The organism is Extensimonas perlucida (assembly GCF_007655255.1).
GTDB lineage: Bacteria > Pseudomonadota > Gammaproteobacteria > Burkholderiales > Burkholderiaceae_C > Extensimonas > Extensimonas perlucida.
Genome location: NZ_VMYE01000009.1, coordinates 22850 through 39611 on the forward strand (window position 1 = coordinate 22850; position 16762 = coordinate 39611).

Sequence of the window (16762 nt, forward strand, 5' to 3'; positions counted from 1 at the left end):
CACCGAAAGCTCCCCATGTCCGCCCAAGCCCCCATTTTGTTCAGCACCGACGCCGATGGCATAGGCACGCTCACACTCAACCGCCCCGACCAGCTCAACGCCTTCGACATGGACATGGTCGATGCCTGGCGTGCGGCACTGGAAGCGGCGGAGGCCGACGAGCGCGTCAAAGTCATCGTCGTCACGGGCGCGGGGCGTGCGTTTTGCGCAGGCGGCGATTTTGCCGAGATGGCCAAGTTCAGCGGCATGGACAGCATGGCGCGCAAGGATTTTCTCTACCGCCATGTGCACCGCATCGCGCTGGTGCTGGAGCGCATGGAAAAGCCCGTAATTGCGGCGATCAACGGTGCGGCGCGCGGGGCCGGCTGCGACATGGCGCTGATGTGCGACATCCGCATCATGGCCAACTCGGCCACGCTGGCCGAGAGCTACATCAACATCGGCCTCATGGCGGGCGACGCCGGCGCGTGGTTTTTGCCACGCCTCATAGGCACGGCGCGCGCGCTCGAGCTGTTCTGGACCGGGCGCGTGGTGGGTGCCGAAGAGGCCGAGCGCATCGGCATGGTGAACCGCGCGGTGCCCGATGCGCAGCTGCTGCCAGCCACCTACGAACTCGCGCGCACCATTGCCTCCAAGTCGCAGCAGGCCGTGCGCTTTTTCCGCCGCGCCGTCTATCAAAGCCAGACCATGGCGCTGGCCACGCACCTGGACATGGTGTCTTCGCACATGGCCGTGCTCGAAGACACGCCCGAGCACCGTGCGGGCATCGCCGCCTTTTTCGAGCGCACCAAAAAATAAGGCGGGCCAGCGCATGCAAGGTGTTTTACACGGTATCACCGTTCTCGATCTCTCGCGCCTGATCGCGGGCCCTTATGCCGCGATGGTGCTCGCGGACCTCGGCGCGCGCGTCATCAAGGTCGAGGCATTGGCGGGCGAAGAAGGGCGGCATTTCGGCCCCCCTTTTTACGGCGAGGACAGCGTCACCTTCGTCAACTGCAACCGCGGCAAGGAATCCATCGCGCTCGACCTGCGCAAGCCCGAGGGGCGCGAGGTGCTGCACCGCCTGATCCGCCAAGCGCACGTGCTGGTGCACAACTTCCGCCCCGACTTCGCCGAAAAGCAGGGCCTGACTTATGAAGACGTGCGCGCCATCCACCCGGGCATCATTTATTACATGGTGAGTGCCTTTGGCGAGCAGACCGCGTACCGCCTGCGCCCGGCAGTGGACAGCGTGGTGCAAGGCATGGCCGGCGCCTTTTACGCGAGCGGCGAAGAGGGCGATTCGCCCATACGCATTGGCTTGCCCGTGATCGACGTAGTGTCGGGCATGTGCGGCGCGCTCGGCGTGCTCACTGCCGTGATGCACTGGCAAAAGACCGGCGAAGGCCAGCGCGTGGAGCTCTCGCTGGCCGACACCATCCTCAACATCATGGCCAACAAATTCGGCGAACTCGCCGTGACGCACCATGAGCCCGTGCGCTCGGTGAATCTGCCGATCGCCGTGCCGAGCCGGCATTTCTGCGCCGCTGACGGTGCCTGGTTCAGCGTCTCGGTGGTCAACGAAGGGGCCTTCAAGCGCTTCTGCGCGGTACTCGAAAAACCTGAGTGGCTCAGCGACGAGCGCTATCACAACAATACCGCGCGCATCCGCCACAGCAAAGAGTTGCTCGCCGAACTCGAGGCGATCTTTCGCACCCGTGTGGCGCACGAGTGGGTGGACGCGTTCGACGCCGCCGACATCCCCTGCGGCCCGGTGAACACCGTCGCGCAGGCCATGGCCGATCCGGTGCTTGCTGGGCGTTTCGTGCAGCATCCGCAAATGCCGGGTTACCCCTTGATCCCCTTCCCGGCGCAGCCTGCTGCGGGCATGCGCAAGCTGGACAGCATGGCGCCGCCGCCCGCCTTGGGCCAGCACACGGCGGCCGTGCTCAGCGAATTGGGTTATGCACAGCCCGATATCGAACGCCTGGCCGCGGCCGGCGTGGTGCGGCTTGGGAGTGCGGCACAAAAAACCCCTGAGGAGAAGTGACACGATGAGCAGCGAAACGCCAGAGATTCTGTGGACGCCTGCGCCTGAGCGTGTCGCAAAGGCTGAGCTCACGCGCTTTCAGCAATGGCTGGAGCGTGAAAGAGGCTTGCGTTTTGCCGACTATGCCGCGCTGTGGCAGTGGTCGGTCGATGACCTCGAAGGCTTCTGGAGCGCGATCGTCCAGTATTTCGACCTGCCGCTCGACGATTGGAACGGCCAGGTGCTCACCGAGCGCAAGATGCCCGGCGCGCAGTGGTTCGTCGGCGCGCGCACCAACTACGCACGCCAGGTGTTCCGCCATGCCACCGATGCGCGGCCTGCGATCGTGTTTCGCAACGAGGTGGGCGAGCGCTCCGAGATGTCCTGGCAGATGCTGCAAGAGCAGGTCGCGGCGCTCGCGCAATGGCTGCGCGAGGCGGGCGTGCAGCCTGGCGACCGCGTCGCGGCCTACCTGCCCAACATCCCGCAGACCATGGTGGCGTTTCTGGCCGTGGTGTCGGTCGGCGCGATCTGGTCCGTGTGCTCGCCCGACATGGGCGCGCCCACGGTGCTCGACCGCTTCCGCCAGATCGACCCCAAGGTGCTGATCGCCGTCGATGGCTACCACTGGGGCGGGCGCAGGTACGAGCGCAGCGACACCGTCGCCATGCTGCTCGAGGGGCTGCCGAGCGTGCAGCGCTGCATCTTCCTGCCCTACCTGGACGCGAACGCGCGCCCCGACGGCCTGCGCAACGCCGTGCTCTGGAGCGAAACCCTGGCCCAGCCAGCCGAACTGCAGATCGCCGCACTGCCTTTCGACCATCCGCTGTGGATCGTCTATTCCTCGGGCACCACGGGCCTGCCCAAGCCCATCGTGCACGGCCATGGTGGCATCGTGCTCGAACAGGTCAAGCTCATGCGCTTGCACAACGACCTCGGGCCCGAGGACAACTTCCATTGGTTCTCGACCACGGGCTGGGTCATGTGGAACTGCCAGATCGGCGGGCTGCTCGTGGGCGCGACGGCCTGCGTGTACGACGGCAACCCGGCCTGGCCCGACTACGGCACGCTGTGGCGCTTCGCGGGCGACGTGGGCTTGCATTTTCTCGGCGCGAGCGCGGCATTTTTTGCCGCCTGCCAAAAGCAGGGCATAGAGCCGCGCGCTATCGCCGACTTGCGCTCCCTGCGCGGTGTGGGCTCGACGGGCTCGCCGCTCGCGCCCGAAAGTTACCACTGGCTCGCCGAACACTTGGGGCGCGAGGTCTGGATCAACCCGATCTCGGGTGGCACCGACTTTGCCGGCGCCTTCGTCGGTGGCGTGCCCACGCTGCCCGTGTATATCGGCGAGATGCAGGGGCGCTGCCTGGGCGCGCGTGTGGAGGCTTTCAGCGAGCAGGGCCAGCCCGTGCTCGACGAGGTCGGTGAGCTGGTGTGCACCGCGCCCATGCCCTCCATGCCGCTGTATTTCTGGAACGATCCGGGCAACAAGCGCTACCTCGAGAGTTACTTCGACATGTTCCCGGGCATGTGGCGCCACGGCGACTGGATCCGCATCACGCCGCGCGGCGGCGCCATCATTTATGGCCGCAGCGACACCACCATCAACCGCCACGGCGTGCGCATGGGCACGAGCGACATCTACAGCGTGGTCGAAGCATTGCCCGAAGTGCTCGACAGCCTGGTCGTGGACCTCGAATACCTGGGGCGCGAGAGCTACATGCCCATGTTCGTCGTGCTGCGCCCTGGCGTCACGCTGGATCAGGGCTTGACCGAGCGCATCAAAAATGCCATCCGCACTTCCGTCTCGCCGCGCCATGTGCCTGACGAGGTGTTCGTGATCCCCGAGGTGCCGCGCACGCTCACGGGCAAGAAGCTCGAGCTGCCGATCAAAAAGCTGCTGCTCGGCCATCCGCTCGAAAAAGTCGTGAACCGCGATGCGCTCGCGAACCCCGCGAGCCTCGACTGGTTTCTCGAATTCGCGCGCCGGCGCGCCGCGCAGACGCAGTGATGCGCACTTTGTTTCCCTCCTTTTTCACCCCCTCTGACAATCCCACTACCTAGGAAGCACCATGAGCGATAAAGAAGTCATGTACGACGTCAAGAACTACGTCGCCACGATCACCATCAACCGCCCCAAGACGCTCAATGCGTTCACGGGCGACAACATCAAGGAAATGGAAAGCCTGCTGGCCCAGGCCGCGGCCGACCCCAAGGTCGGTGTGATCGTGCTCACGGGCACGGGCGAACGCGCATTCTGCGTGGGTGGTGACGTGAACTGGGAAAAGGGCACGGGCGGCAAGAGCGGCCTGCAAGACCTGGACTTCCATTTCAACCGGCAGATCGCCGAGTGCCCCAAGCCCGTGATTGCGCGCGTCAACGGCTACGCGATCGGTGCCGGGCACCACATCGCCTATTTTTGCGATTACACGATTGCGGCTGAACACGCTATCTTTGGCCAGAACGGCCCGCGCGTGGGCTCGCCTGCGGGCGGCTACATCGTTGCGCATGCGGCCAACGTGCTCGGTCACAAGCGTGCGCGCGAGCTCTGGATGCTGTGCCGCCGCTACACCGCGCAGCAGGCTTACGAATGGGGCCTGGCCAATGCCGTCGTGCCCATGGCCAAGCTCGACGAAGAAGTGCAAAAAGTCTGCGACGAGCTGCTTTCGCTCTCACCCACCTGCCTCAAAATCGTCAAACGCTCGTTCTACCACCACATGGAGCCGATCCTGAAGTACGACATGAACGACATGATCAAGGAAGTCGCCCCGAACTACTTCAGCACCGGCGAGCAGCAAGAGGGTGCGAGCGCTTTCCTCGAAAAACGCAAGCCCGACTTCAGCAAATTCCGTTGATCGCAACAGCTATTGTTTGAGTAGCTGCTTGCGCTTTATAGACGGGCGCTAGAGGCATATTTCATCTAAATTTTACCGCTGCCTCTGGCCATCCTCCCAGCCCCGTCCTTTCCCATCTTCGTTTGCAAAATGACCACCACCGAACGCTACCCCGAGCTGCGCGCCGCGCTGCGCGATCTTTTCAAGCGCTTTCCCGATGAATACTTTCGCAAAATCGACGAGGCCCGCGGCTATCCCGAGGAATTCGTCGATGCGCTCACGCAGGCCGGCTGGCTTGCCGTGATGATTCCGCAGGAATACGGCGGCGCGGGGCTGGGCCTGGCGGAGGCCTCGGTGGTCATGGAGGAAGTCAACCGCTGCGGGGGCAACGCCGGTGCCTGCCACGGCCAGATGTACAACATGGGCACCTTGCTGCGCCACGGCTCGCCAGAGCAAAAGCGCCGCTACCTGCCCAAGATCGCGAGCGGCGCGCTGCGCCTGCAATCCATGGGCGTGACCGAGCCCACCACCGGCACCGACACCACCAAGATCAAGACCACGGCGACCAAGCAGGGCGACCGTTACGTGGTCAATGGCCAGAAGGTGTGGATCTCGCGCATCCAGCACTCTGACCTGATGATCCTGCTGGCGCGCACCACGCCGCTCAAGGACGTGAAGCGCAAGTCCGAGGGCATGTCGATCTTCATCGTCGACTTGCATGAAGCCATCGGCAAGGGCCTCACCGTGAAGCCGATCCGCAACATGGTCAACCACGAGACCAACGAGCTCTTTTTCGACAACCTCGAAATCCCCGAAGAAAACCTCATCGGCCAGGAAGGGCAGGGCTTCAAATACATTCTCGACGGCCTGAACGCCGAGCGCACGCTGATCGCCGCCGAATGCATAGGCGACGCGCGCTGGTTCGTGGAGCGCAGCGCCCGCTACGCGCGCGAGCGCCGCGTGTTCGACCGCCCGATCGGCCAAAACCAGGGCGTGCAATTCCCGATTGCCGAGGCGCACATCGAAACCGAAGCCGCCGACCTCATGCGCTGGCGCGCCTGCGAGCTGTTCGACGCGCACCAGCCCTGCGGCGCCGAAGCCAACATGGCCAAGTACCTCGCCGTCAAAGCCTCGTGGGAGGCCGCGAACACCGCGATCCAGACGCACGGCGGCTTCGGCTTTGCCTGCGAATACGACGTGGAGCGCAAATTCCGCGAAACGCGCCTGTACCAGGTCGCGCCGATCTCGACCAATCTGGTGCTCAGCTACGTGGCCGAACACGTGCTCGGTCTGCCGCGTTCTTTCTGAAGGGGCCATCCATGCGTCCCTTGGAAGGAATGCTCGTCGTCACGCTCGAGCACGCGATCGCCGCACCGTTTTGCACGCGCCAGCTCGCCGACCTCGGCGCGCGCGTGATCAAGGTCGAGCGCCCTGGCGAGGGCGACTTCGCGCGCGCCTACGACGGCCGCACGCACGGCCTGGCCTCGCACTTCGTCTGGTGCAACCGCTCCAAAGAGAGCCTGACGCTGGACCTCAAGCACCCCGAAGGCCGCGCCATCCTGCAAAAGCTGCTGGAGCGCGCCGACGTGCTGGTGCAAAACCTCGCGCCGGGCGCGGCCGCACGCATGGGGCTCGACCACGCGCGCCTTGCAGCGGTGAACCCGCGCATCGTCGTGTGCGGCATTTCGGGCTACGGCGACGGCGGCCCCTATACCGAGAAAAAAGCCTACGACCTGCTGATCCAGAGCGAATCGGGCTTCGTGTCGATCACCGGCACGCCCGAACATCCGAGCAAGGCGGGCCTGTCGATTGCCGACATCGCGGCAGGCATGTACGCCTACAGCAGCATCCTTGCGGCCCTGCTCGAGCGCGGGCGCACGGGGCAGGGGCGGCAGATCGAAATCTCCATGCTCGAAGCCATGGCCGAGTGGATGGGCTATCCGCTTTACTACACCATAGACGGCCAGCCGCCGCCCGTGCGCGCTGGCGCCGCGCACGCCTCCATTTACCCCTATGGCCCTTTCACCTGCGGCGACGGCAAGCAGGTCGTGCTCGCCGTGCAGCACGACCGTGAATGGGCCACGTTCTGCGAAAAAGTCCTGCAGCGCCCCGACCTGGTGCAGCCCTACCTCGGCAACGCCAAGCGCCTGGCCGAGCGTGAGCAGCTGCGCGTGGTGATAGAGCAGGTCTGCGCCACGCTCACCGCGGCGCAGCTCGTCGAGCGCCTCGACGCCGCGCAGATCGCCAACGGCCAGCTCAACGAGATCGCCGACCTCTGGCAGCACCCCCAGCTCGCCGCGCGCGGGCGCTGGACGCAGATCGATTCTCCCGCGGGCCCGCTGCCCGCGCTCTACCCGCCGCACCACTTGCAAGGCAGCGCGCCGCCGCCCATGGGGCCGGTGCCTGCGCTCGGCGCGCACACCGAAGCGATCCTCGCTGAACTCGGCTATGCCGATGCCGATGTCGCGCGCCTGCGCGCCGCCAAAGCCATTTGAGCTCCCAGCCATTGTGTAAACCAATGCCATGACTGAAAACGCCACCCCGAGCGCCACGCTGGCCGCCTTTGCCGCGGGCCTGCAATTCGATGCCATTCCCGCTGCGGTGCTGCGCCGCACCGAAGACCTGTTCCTCGACTGGTTCGCCTCTGCCCTCGCGGGCAAGGGCGCGCGCCCCGTCGAAGCGATCGAAAGCTATGCGCGCGCCATGGGGCCTGCCGAGGGCAGCGCCGAAGTGCTGATCTCGCGCCGCATGACCTCGCCGCATTTCGCCGCCATGGTCAACGCCGCGGCCTCGCACTACGCCGAGCAGGACGACGTGCACAACGGCTCGGTGTTCCACCCCGCGGCCGTGGTGTTTCCGGCGGCGCTTGCCGTGGCGCAGGAGCTCGCCGCGAGCGGGCGCGAATTTCTCACCGCCGTGGTAGCGGGCTACGAAGTCGGCATCCGCGTGGGCGAATTCCTCGGGCGCTCGCACTACCGCATCTTCCACACCACGGCCACGGCGGGCACGCTCGCCGCGGCCGCTGCTGCCGGGCGCCTGCTCGGGCTCGACGCCGCGACCATGCTGCACGCCTTCGGCAGCGCCGGCACGCAGGCTGCGGGCTTGTGGGAGTTTTTGCGCGACGCGGCCGATTCCAAGCAGTTGCACACAGCGCATGCGGCCTCGAGCGGCCTCGCTTCGGCCTATTTGGCGCGCGCGGGCCTGACCGGCGCGCGGCAGATCCTCGAGGGCCCGCAGGGCATGGCCGCCGGCATGTCGAGCGACGCCGATCCCGCGCGCCTCACCGACCGGCTGGGCACGCGCTGGGCCACGGCAGAAACCTCGTTCAAATACCACGCCTCGTGCCGCCACACGCACCCGAGCGCGGACGCCTTGCTCAGCCTGATGCAAACGCATGGCCTGAAAGCCGACGACATCGAGAGCGTGACCACGCTCGTGCACCAGGGCGCGATCGACGTGCTCGGCCGCGTCACGGTGCCGAGCACCGTGCACCAGGCCAAGTTTTCCATGGGCACCGTGCTCGGGCTGGCCGCCGAATATGGCTATGCCGGACTCAACGAGTTCGAGCAGCATTTTCTCGCGCCGCGCGTGGCCGCGTTCCGCGACCGCGTGCGCATGGAGCTCGACCCTGAAGTCGATGCGGCCTACCCGCAGCGCTGGATCGGCAAGGTGCTGGTCAAGACGCGCGACGGCCGCACGCTGAGCGCGCGTGTCGATGAGCCCAAGGGCGACCCGGGCAACACGCTCACGCGCGCCGAACTCGAAGACAAGGCCCAGCGCCTGGCTGCCTACGGCAAGGCCGCGAGTGCGCAGGAAATGCAGGCATTGATCGCGCGCATCTGGGCCATCGCAGACGCACCGCACATAGGCCGCTGGCTGGCCCCCGCAGCATGAGTAGCAGCGCCCCCGCATTGCCGCCGGCGCTGCCGCGCAGCTACCTGTTCGTGCCCGCAGACCGCCCCGAGCGCATCGCCAAGGCGCGCGCGAGCGGCGCCGACGTGGTGATCGTCGACCTCGAAGATGCCGTCGCCCCCGAAGCCAAGCCGCGCGCCCGCGTGGCGCTGGCCCAGGTGCTCGACCAAGCCATGGCCCAGCCTCCCGCCGCGCAAGGCGCCGGCGCAGCCTTGCTCGTGCGCATCAACGCCGCGGGCACGCCCTGGTTCGAGGACGACCTCGAACTGTGCCGCCACCCGGGCGTAGAAGCCATCATGCTGCCCAAGGCCGAAGGCATAGACGAGGTCTGCGCGGTGGTCGAAACCACGTTCAAGGACGTCATCCCCATCATCGAATCGGCGCGTGGTGTGCACGAGACGGCGCAGGTCGCGCGCGTGCCCGGCGTGGTGCGGCTGGCTTTCGGCAGCGTCGATCTGGCGCTCGACCTGGGCATAGACTGCGCGCCCGAGGGCGAAGAAATCGAACTGCTGCCGTTTCGCGCGCAGCTCGTGCTCGCTGCGCGGCTCGCCGGCCTGGCCGCACCCATCGACGGCGTGAGCACCGCGATCCACGACCTGCCGCGCCTGCAAAAAGACGCCGAGCGCTCGCGCCGCCTGGGTTTTGGCGCCAAGCTGTGCATCCATCCACAACAGATCGCCACCGTGCGCGCCGTGTTTGCGCCGAGCGCCGAGCGCGTCGCCTGGGCGCAGCGCGTGTGCGCGGCGTTCGACGCGGCAGGCGGTGCGGCTGTGGCCGTCGATGGCCAGATGGTGGACTTGCCCGTTTACCAGCGTGCCCGTGCCGTGCTGCGCGATGCTGGGTTGCTCGGCTGAAGGCCGGCCCACGCCAGTTGGCCCGTATTTCCCACGGTATTTTTCATAGCCGGAACAAGGAGTTTCCTCATGGCCCGCAAAAGCAAACCCATCCGCTCCGACATCGCCTGGAGCACGCCCGACCGTATCGAAGTGCGCGGCAAAAGCCTGCCCGACGAGCTGCTGGGGCACATCCACCTGGGCGACATGGCCTTTTTGCAGATCCTCGGCCGCATGCCCACGCCGCAGGAGTCCAACGTTTTCAACGCCATCGCGGTCACGCTGGTCGAGCACGGCATCACACCGAGCGCGCTGGCCGCGCGCCTGACCTACGCCGGTGCACCCGAAGCCCTGCAGGCCGCCGTGGCCGCCGGCTTGTGCGGCCTGGGCAGCGTGTTCGTGGGCAGCACCGAGGGCACGGCCAAGATGCTCTATGAAGCGCTGCCGCCAGGAACCAAGGGCGCCGACCTCGAACGCATCGCCGTCGACACCGTGGCCGCCTACCGCGCGCGCGGGCAGATCATCCCGGGCCTGGGCCATCCGCTGCACAAGCCCGTCGATCCGCGCGCGCCGCGCCTGTTCCAGATCGCCAAGGACAACGGCTTTTCGGGCGACTACATCCGCCTCGAGCAACTGATCTGCGCCGAAGCCGAGCGCGCCGCGGGTAAATCTCTGCCCGTGAATGCCACCGGTGCCATAGGCGCGATCTGCTGCGAACTGAACTTGCCCTGGAAAATCGTGCGCGGCATCGGCGTGTTTGCGCGCGCCATCGGCCTCGTCGGGCACATTCTCGAAGAAAGCAACAACCCGATCGCCGTCGAAATCTGGCAGCGCGTCGAGGACGAGGCCACCCAGCATATCCGGCCGCAAAGCTGATTTTGCTCACCGAGCTGGAGGCTCTTCGGCGGTTGTCCGGTATTTGCTGCGCGCGGGCTTTCCTGGCGCGGCATCGAAAGGCTGGCCATTGACCGTCAGCCCCTCGGCCGAGAGCCGCGTCGCCGAGCGCGGGCCTACGCCGGGCACGCGGCCGAGAAAGTCGTTCCAGTCTTGAAACGGCGCCTGGCCGCGCGCCTCGAGGATGCGCCGCGACAATGCCGGGCCTATGCCCTTGAGGCCATCGAGTTCGGCCTCGCTCGCGCGGTTGAGCTCCACAGGGCCCGCGTCGGCGGCAAATGCTGCAGTCGCGCAAGGGCCCAGCAGGGCATACACCAGAACGCAAGTGGACAGGATGCGCTGCAACATGATGGGTGTCCTTTTATCACTTCGTCTGCCGGACTCACAATTCCTCGACGCGCCGCGGCGGGTAGCTGTCCCAGGACTGGCAGCCCGGACAGTGCCAGAAATGCTGGCGCGCCTCGAAGCCGCAGGCGGCGCAGCGGTAGCGCAGCAGCGGCTTGGTCGCGTGGTCGAGTGCGCGTTGCACCTGCGGGTGGAATTCCTCGTGCTCGAGCTTTTCCGTGCTCAGCCATTGCGCCGCGGCGACGAGTGACAGCTCCTTGTCGAGGTGTTTCACCCACCACTGCCGCGCCTTCTGCGGGTTGCCGGATTGCACGGCCTCGAGCGTGACGATGGCCTGTAGCAGGTCCAGCGCAGGCGCTGCGGCGTAGTGGGTGTGCAGCAGGGTGAGCGCTTGCCCTACCTGGCCAGCGGCTTGCGCCGCCTCGGCAAGCAAGGGGGCCGCCAAGGGCAGCGCGGCGGGCGCGCGATCGGCGAGGCTTTGCAAGCGGGTGAGCGCAGCGGCGCTGCGCCCTTGCGCTTGTTGCAGACGCGCGAGTTCCAGGTAGGGGCGCGCGGCATCGCGCGCGGTCGCTACAGCTTGCTCTAGCAGTTCTTGCGCTCTCTGCATATCACCTTGGGTGCTGCGCGCCTGCGCCTGTTCGCACAGGTAATGTGCGAGCCGCGTGCTGAAGTCGCCTTGCCCGGCCGCCTGCAGTTTGTGCGCGATCGCCGCAGCCTGCGGCCAGTCGCGCGAGCGCTCGTAGAGCGCGAGCAGCGCCAGGCGTGCCTGCTCCTCGAAGGGCGTGCCCTCGAGCGGCAGCAAAGCGGCTTCGGCGCGGTCCAGCAGTCCGGCCTTGAGGAAGTCCAGCGCCAGCGCGTACTGCGCGCGTTCGCGGTCGCCTTGGCTCAGGTCGCCGCGCGCGATCAGGTGCTCGTGCACGCGCACGGCGCGGTCGTACTCGCCGCGTCGGCGAAACAGGTTGCCCAGGGCAAAGTGCAGCTCGGAAGTGTCGGGGTCGCTCTGTACGGCTTCGATGAAGGCGTCTATGGCCTGGTCCTGCTGCTCGTTGAGCAGAAAGTTCAGCCCTTTGAAGTAGGCTTTGGGGGCGCTGCGGTTTTCGGTGCGCAACTGCCGCAGGTCCATGCGCGAGGCCACCCAGCCCAGCATGAAGGCCAGGGGCAGACCCAGCAGCAGCCAGCTGAGGTCAAATTCCATGGAAAGGCGGCATTTCTGCTGAAGAGGGGGGAATGACCGAGGCGGCCGGCGCGGCAGCGGTGGCGGCCTCGGGGGCGGGTTTGCTCGCTACCCTCAGTGCTTCGGCACGGCGTGCGGCGCTGCGGTGCTTCCACCAGCGCGGCACCATCACGAGCATGCCGGCCAGAAGCCCCAAGGCGAACGCCGCCAGCACCACCAGCACCAGCGGGGCGCGCCACTCCATGCCGAAGAAAAAGTGCACGGTGGCATCCTGCTGGTTGTTCAGCGCGAAAGCGAACAGGGTGAAAAAAATGGCTGCCTTGAGCAGCCACAGAAAGTATTTCATGGACCTCTCCGATGGTGCAGCGATTGTAGAAGGCTGCTCGCAGGCTTGGGGGTACGCAAATTCAGGCAATTTGCGGCTCTGACGCGCATGCGGTCAGTGTGACGAGCTACTCTTTTTGGAGCTTTGTGTCGGCACATCGCCGTGCTGTGCGGGCGCCGGGCGCAGGTCCACGGCCTCGCGCAAAGCCTTGCCGGGCTTGAAACGCGGTACGCGCCGCGCGGGAATGGCCACAGCAGCGCCGCTGCGCGGGTTGCGCCCCGTGCGCGCAGGCAGGTGGTTCACGAAAAAGCTGCCAAAGCCGCGGATTTCGACGCGCTGCCCACGCGCCATGGCATCGCCGAGAGCGTCGAGAATGGTCTTCACGGCCTGTTCGGCGTCACGCTGCGTCAATTGTGCGAAGCGCTCGGCCAGGGCTTCGACGAGGTCTGATCGGGTCATGGCGGGCTTTGTGGGCAAGGGGGAAAGAGGAGGGCAGAAACGAACGGGCGCACTCGGCGCCCGCTCAATCAAAAAAGGGCATGCAGGCGGAATCGCCCGCATGCCACATACGGCTTACTTCTCGGCAGTATCGAGCTTGGCACGCAGCAGGGCGCCCAGGCTGGTGGTGCCGGCGCTCTCGCGGGCCGATTGCTGCGACAGGCTGTGCATGGCCTCCTGCTGGTCGGCCGCGTCTTTTTGCCGGATCGACAGCTGGATACCGCGACTCTTGCGGTCGATGTTGGTGACGATGGCCGTGACTTCGTCGCCTTCCTTGAGCACGGTGCGTGCGTCATCGACGCGGTCGCGCGAGATTTCGGAGGCGCGCAGGTAGCCGACGATGTCCTGGCCCAGATCGATTTCGGCGCCCTTGGCATCGACCGACTTGACCTTGCCGGAGACGGTCTGGCCCTTGTCGTTGACGGTCACGAAAGTGGTGAACGGGTCCTGGTCGAGCTGCTTGATGCCCAGGCTGATGCGCTCGCGCTCCACATCGATGGCCAGCACCACGGCTTCGACTTCCTGGCCTTTCTTGTAGTTGCGCACGGCGGCTTCGCCGGGCTCGTTCCAGGACAGGTCGGACAGGTGCACCAAGCCGTCGATGCCGGCGGCCAGGCCGACGAACACGCCGAAGTCGGTGATGGACTTGATCGGGCCCTTGACGCGGTCGCCGCGCTTGGTGTTTTGCGCGAATTCCTGCCAGGGGTTGGCACGGCACTGCTTCATGCCCAGGCTGATGCGGCGCTTGTCCTCATCGATCTCGAGCACCATGACTTCCACCTCGTCGCCCAGGGAGACGAGCTTGGACGGAGCGACGTTTTTGTTGGTCCAGTCCATTTCAGAGACGTGCACCAGGCCTTCGATGCCGGGCTCGAGTTCGACAAAGGCGCCGTAGTCGGCGATGTTGGTGACCTTGCCGAACAGGCGCGTGCCGGCCGGGTAGCGGCGCGCCACGCCCATCCACGGGTCGTCGCCCATTTGCTTGAGGCCCAGGCTGACGCGGTTCTTCTCGGTGTCGAACTTGAGCACCTTGGCGGTGATTTCCTGACCCGGCTGCACCACTTCGCTCGGGTGGCGCACGCGGCGCCAAGCCATGTCGGTGATGTGCAGCAGGCCGTCGATGCCGCCCAGGTCGACGAAGGCGCCGTATTCGGTGATGTTCTTGACCACGCCGTGCACGATGGCGCCTTCTCTGAGCGTCTCCATCAGCTTGGCGCGCTCTTCGCCCATGGAGGCTTCGACCACGGCGCGGCGGCTCAGCACCACGTTGTTGCGCTTGCGGTCGAGCTTGATGACCTTGAACTCCATGGTTTTGTTTTCGTATGGAGTGAGGTCTTTGACGGGGCGCGTGTCGATCAGCGAGCCGGGCAGGAAGGCGCGGATGCCGTTGACCATGACGGTGAGGCCGCCCTTGACCTTGCCGGAGGTGGTGCCGGTGACGAATTCGCCCGATTCCAGGGCCTTTTCGAGGCTCATCCACGAGGCCAGGCGCTTGGCGGTGTCGCGCGAGAGGATGGTGTCGCCGTAGCCGTTTTCGATGGAGCTGATGGCCACGGGCACGAATTGCCCCGGTTCGACCTCGATTTCGCCCTTATCGTTCTTGAACTCTTCGATGGGAATGTAGGCTTCGGACTTCAGGCCGGCGTTGACGACCACGAAGTTGTGCTCCACGCGCACGACTTCGGCGGGGATGACTTCGCCCGGTCGCATTTCAGTACGCTGCAGGGATTCTTCGAACAGGGCGGCAAAAGATTCAGACATGGGTTTCCTTGCCGCAAACAGGTTTCCGTCAGCACCATTGCTGTCGTTTTTAAGGCTGCTTGCGGTCGTTGTGCGGCATGGCCGCGGGTTGAGAGTCAGTATTCCACGCCGCAGCTGGCGCGGCGGTGTGGTACGAAGTCAGCCCGGCGCACGGGGCGCGAAGGGCTGGCGCTCCTGCCACCAAGCCAACACCTGTTCGACGGTTTGCTCTATCGTCAAGAGGGAGTTGTCCAGCAACAGGGCATCTTGCGCCGGCTGCAAGGGCGCGACGCTGCGCGTGCTGTCGCGTGCGTCACGCGCCTCGAGGTCAGCGCGAAGGTCGGCGATATTAGCACGAAATCCTTTAGAAATCAACTGGTTATAGCGCCTTTCGGCGCGTTGCTGGGCGCTTGCGGTCAGAAAGACCTTGAGCGGCGCGTCGGGGAAGATCACGGTGCCCATGTCCCGCCCGTCGGCCACCAGGCCCGGCAGGCGTCTGAAGCCGTGCTGCAGCGCCACCAGCGCCTGGCGCACCGCGGGCAGGGCCGAGACGCGCGAGGCGTTCATGCCGGCTTCTTCGGTGCGGATGGCGTCGCTCACGTCGTCGGCGCCCAGCAAGACGCGGGCGCCATCGAAGCGCACGGGCAACTGGCGCGCGAGCTCGGCGACGCGCGCTTCGTGCGCCCCGTCTATGCTGAGGCCGGCGCGCCGCGCCGCGAGCGCGGTGATGCGGTACATCGCGCCCGAGTCGAGAAAGTGGTAACCCAGGCGCTGCGCGAGCAGCGCCGCGACCGTGCCCTTGCCCGAGGCCGTGGGGCCGTCTATGCAGATCACGGGGATGTGTTGTGGCGCGGTCTGCACGACGGAGAAAAGCGTCTCGAAATAATCGGGAAAGGTCTTGGCCACGCACTTGGGGTCTTCGATGCGCACGGGCAGGCGCGCCGGGTTGAAGGCCGCAAGCGCAAAGCACATGGCCACGCGGTGGTCGTCGTAAGTGTGGATGCGCGCGGCGCGCCAGTCGGCGGCGCGCGCGGGTGGGGTGACGCGCAGAAAATCCGCGCCTTCTTCGACCTGCGCGCCGAGCTTGCGCAGCTCGGTCGCCATCGCGGCGAGGCGGTCGGTTTCTTTGACGCGCCAGCTCGCGATGTTGCGCAAGGTGGTCGTCCCCTCGGCGTAGAGCGCCATCACGGCGAGCGTCATGGCCGCGTCGGGGATGTGGTTGCAGTCCAGGTCCAGCGCCCGCAAGGGCCAGCGGCCGCGCTGCACCTGCAGCCAATTGGGCCCGCCCGTGACCTGCGCACCCATGGCGCGCGCGGCATCGACGAAGCGGATGTCGCCCTGGATCGAATCCAGGCCCAGACCCAATATTTTGATGCCATTTTGCCCCTCAGCGCTTGCTGCAATGGCACCAAGCGCTATGAAATAACTTGCAGACGAGGCGTCGGCCTCGACATGGATGCGGCCCGGGGAGCGGTAGCGGCTGCCTGCGGGGATGGTGAAGCGCTGCCAGTTTTCGTGCGCCACCTGGATGCCGAAGCGCGCGAGCAGCTGCAGCGTGATGGCGATATAGGGCTTTGAGATCAGCTCGCCCAGCACCTCGATGTGCAAGTCCTGCTGCGTGGCAACGAGCGGCAGCGCCATGAGCAGGGCTGTGAGAAACTGGCTGGAGACGTCGCCGCGCACGCGGATGGGCGCCTGCAGCGCGAGCACGGGCACGCCGTGCGCGTGCTCAATGCGCAGCGGTGGGTACCCTTCGTTGCCGAGACAGGTGATGCGGCAGCCGAGCTGGCGCAGCGCATCGACGAGGTCGCCGATGGGGCGCTCGTGCATGCGCGCCACGCCAAAGAGCTCGAATTCGCCGCCGAGCAGCGCCAATGCTGCCGTGAGCGGGCGCATGGCCGTGCCCGCGTTGCCCAGGAAAAGCCGCGCCGGCGAACGCGGCGCACGCGCGCCGAGCCCGGTGATGCGCACGCTGTGCGGCTGCTCGGCCGGCTCCACGGTGCAGCCGATGTCGCGCAGCGCGGCCAGCATGACGCGCGTGTCGTCCGAGTCGAGCAGGTCATAAATGGTGGTCGTGCCCTCGCTCAGTGCGGCGAGCAGCAGCACGCGGTTGGAGATGCTCTTGGAGCCCGGCAGTTGCACGGTGCCGCCCGCGGTGGTGAGCGGCGGCAGGTCGAGGAAAGCGGTGGCGTACATCGGCGC

15 protein-coding genes are annotated in these 16762 nt (G+C 66.3%); 9 read left to right on the forward strand and 6 right to left on the reverse strand.

Annotated features, from left to right (window positions below; all coding sequences use genetic code 11):
• Nucleotides 1-15: 15 nt before the first annotated feature.
• From FK527_RS09455 to FK527_RS09495, 9 genes are all read left to right on the forward strand, one after another.
• Complete coding sequence (locus tag FK527_RS09455; protein ID WP_144732685.1) at nt 16-798, forward strand: enoyl-CoA hydratase/isomerase family protein; 783 nt, start codon at nt 16-18, stop codon at nt 796-798.
• A 13-nt stretch (nt 799-811) separates the two neighbouring features.
• Nucleotides 812-2029, forward strand: a complete 1218-nt coding sequence (locus tag FK527_RS09460; protein ID WP_144732688.1) for a CaiB/BaiF CoA transferase family protein — start codon at nt 812-814, stop codon at nt 2027-2029.
• Nucleotides 2030-2033: 4 nt separating this feature from the next.
• Nucleotides 2034-4016: an acetoacetate--CoA ligase gene (locus tag FK527_RS09465; RefSeq protein ID WP_144732691.1), complete on the forward strand. Its 1983-nt coding sequence runs from the start codon at nt 2034-2036 to the stop codon at nt 4014-4016.
• A gap of 61 nt (nt 4017-4077) precedes the next feature.
• Nucleotides 4078-4860, forward strand: a complete 783-nt coding sequence (locus tag FK527_RS09470; RefSeq protein WP_144732694.1) for an enoyl-CoA hydratase-related protein — start codon at nt 4078-4080, stop codon at nt 4858-4860.
• Nucleotides 4861-4989: 129 nt separating this feature from the next.
• Nucleotides 4990-6147: an acyl-CoA dehydrogenase family protein gene (locus FK527_RS09475; RefSeq protein WP_144732697.1), complete on the forward strand. Its 1158-nt coding sequence runs from the start codon at nt 4990-4992 to the stop codon at nt 6145-6147.
• 11 nt (nt 6148-6158) lie between these two features.
• Nucleotides 6159-7334, forward strand: coding sequence for a CaiB/BaiF CoA transferase family protein (locus FK527_RS09480; RefSeq protein WP_144732700.1), 1176 nt, complete (start codon nt 6159-6161; stop codon nt 7332-7334).
• Between the two features lie 28 nt (nt 7335-7362).
• Nucleotides 7363-8733 carry an MmgE/PrpD family protein gene (locus tag FK527_RS09485; RefSeq protein ID WP_144732703.1) on the forward strand — a complete coding sequence of 457 codons (1371 nt, stop codon included), beginning with the start codon at nt 7363-7365 and terminating at the stop codon, nt 8731-8733.
• Nucleotides 8730-9605: an HpcH/HpaI aldolase/citrate lyase family protein gene (locus FK527_RS09490; RefSeq protein ID WP_144732706.1), complete on the forward strand. Its 876-nt coding sequence runs from the start codon at nt 8730-8732 to the stop codon at nt 9603-9605. Before FK527_RS09485 ends, FK527_RS09490 begins: the two co-directional genes overlap by 4 nt.
• A 69-nt stretch (nt 9606-9674) precedes the next feature.
• Nucleotides 9675-10460, forward strand: a complete 786-nt coding sequence (locus tag FK527_RS09495; protein ID WP_144732709.1) for a citryl-CoA lyase — start codon at nt 9675-9677, stop codon at nt 10458-10460.
• A gap of 6 nt (nt 10461-10466) precedes the next feature.
• Here FK527_RS09495 and FK527_RS09500 read toward each other — a convergent pair whose 3' ends face one another.
• The 6 genes from FK527_RS09500 to FK527_RS09525 form a co-directional block, all read right to left on the reverse strand.
• Nucleotides 10467-10826 (reverse strand): ComEA family DNA-binding protein, encoded by a 360-nt coding sequence (locus FK527_RS09500; RefSeq protein ID WP_144732712.1) that lies wholly within the window; start codon nt 10824-10826, stop codon nt 10467-10469.
• Nucleotides 10827-10860: 34 nt separating this feature from the next.
• On the reverse strand, nt 10861-12018 hold the full coding sequence (gene lapB, locus FK527_RS09505) for a lipopolysaccharide assembly protein LapB (RefSeq protein WP_144732715.1): 1158 nt from the start codon (nt 12016-12018) through the stop codon (nt 10861-10863).
• Nucleotides 12008-12343 carry a LapA family protein gene (locus FK527_RS09510; protein ID WP_144732718.1) on the reverse strand — a complete coding sequence of 112 codons (336 nt, stop codon included), beginning with the start codon at nt 12341-12343 and terminating at the stop codon, nt 12008-12010. The genes lapB and FK527_RS09510 overlap by 11 nt, the downstream gene beginning before the upstream one ends.
• A 93-nt stretch (nt 12344-12436) precedes the next feature.
• On the reverse strand, nt 12437-12781 hold the full coding sequence (locus tag FK527_RS09515; protein WP_144732721.1) for an integration host factor subunit beta: 345 nt from the start codon (nt 12779-12781) through the stop codon (nt 12437-12439).
• A 114-nt stretch (nt 12782-12895) separates the two neighbouring features.
• Nucleotides 12896-14602, reverse strand: coding sequence for a 30S ribosomal protein S1 (gene rpsA, locus FK527_RS09520; protein WP_281287826.1), 1707 nt, complete (start codon nt 14600-14602; stop codon nt 12896-12898).
• A gap of 117 nt (nt 14603-14719) precedes the next feature.
• Nucleotides 14720-16756, reverse strand: coding sequence for a bifunctional 3-phosphoshikimate 1-carboxyvinyltransferase/cytidylate kinase (locus FK527_RS09525; protein ID WP_144732727.1), 2037 nt, complete (start codon nt 16754-16756; stop codon nt 14720-14722).
• Nucleotides 16757-16762: the final 6 nt, after the last annotated feature.

What these genes read in the sequence shown, in the direction of transcription:
- FK527_RS09490 (WP_144732706.1), top strand. Translation starts at nt 8,730, where the DNA reads ATGAGTAGCAGCGCCCCCGCATTGCCGCCGGCGCTGCCGCGCAGCTAC.
- FK527_RS09525 (WP_144732727.1), bottom strand. Translation starts at nt 16,756, where the DNA reads ATGTACGCCACCGCTTTCCTCGACCTGCCGCCGCTCACCACCGCGGGC.
- FK527_RS09470 (WP_144732694.1), top strand. Translation starts at nt 4,078, where the DNA reads ATGAGCGATAAAGAAGTCATGTACGACGTCAAGAACTACGTCGCCACG.
- FK527_RS09480 (WP_144732700.1), top strand. Translation starts at nt 6,159, where the DNA reads ATGCGTCCCTTGGAAGGAATGCTCGTCGTCACGCTCGAGCACGCGATC.
- FK527_RS09455 (WP_144732685.1), top strand. Translation starts at nt 16, where the DNA reads ATGTCCGCCCAAGCCCCCATTTTGTTCAGCACCGACGCCGATGGCATA.
- FK527_RS09515 (WP_144732721.1), bottom strand. Translation starts at nt 12,781, where the DNA reads ATGACCCGATCAGACCTCGTCGAAGCCCTGGCCGAGCGCTTCGCACAA.
- lapB (WP_144732715.1), bottom strand. Translation starts at nt 12,018, where the DNA reads ATGGAATTTGACCTCAGCTGGCTGCTGCTGGGTCTGCCCCTGGCCTTC.
- FK527_RS09460 (WP_144732688.1), top strand. Translation starts at nt 812, where the DNA reads ATGCAAGGTGTTTTACACGGTATCACCGTTCTCGATCTCTCGCGCCTG.
- FK527_RS09500 (WP_144732712.1), bottom strand. Translation starts at nt 10,826, where the DNA reads ATGTTGCAGCGCATCCTGTCCACTTGCGTTCTGGTGTATGCCCTGCTG.
- FK527_RS09465 (WP_144732691.1), top strand. Translation starts at nt 2,034, where the DNA reads ATGAGCAGCGAAACGCCAGAGATTCTGTGGACGCCTGCGCCTGAGCGT.
- FK527_RS09495 (WP_144732709.1), top strand. Translation starts at nt 9,675, where the DNA reads ATGGCCCGCAAAAGCAAACCCATCCGCTCCGACATCGCCTGGAGCACG.
- FK527_RS09510 (WP_144732718.1), bottom strand. Translation starts at nt 12,343, where the DNA reads ATGAAATACTTTCTGTGGCTGCTCAAGGCAGCCATTTTTTTCACCCTG.
- FK527_RS09485 (WP_144732703.1), top strand. Translation starts at nt 7,363, where the DNA reads ATGACTGAAAACGCCACCCCGAGCGCCACGCTGGCCGCCTTTGCCGCG.
- FK527_RS09475 (WP_144732697.1), top strand. Translation starts at nt 4,990, where the DNA reads ATGACCACCACCGAACGCTACCCCGAGCTGCGCGCCGCGCTGCGCGAT.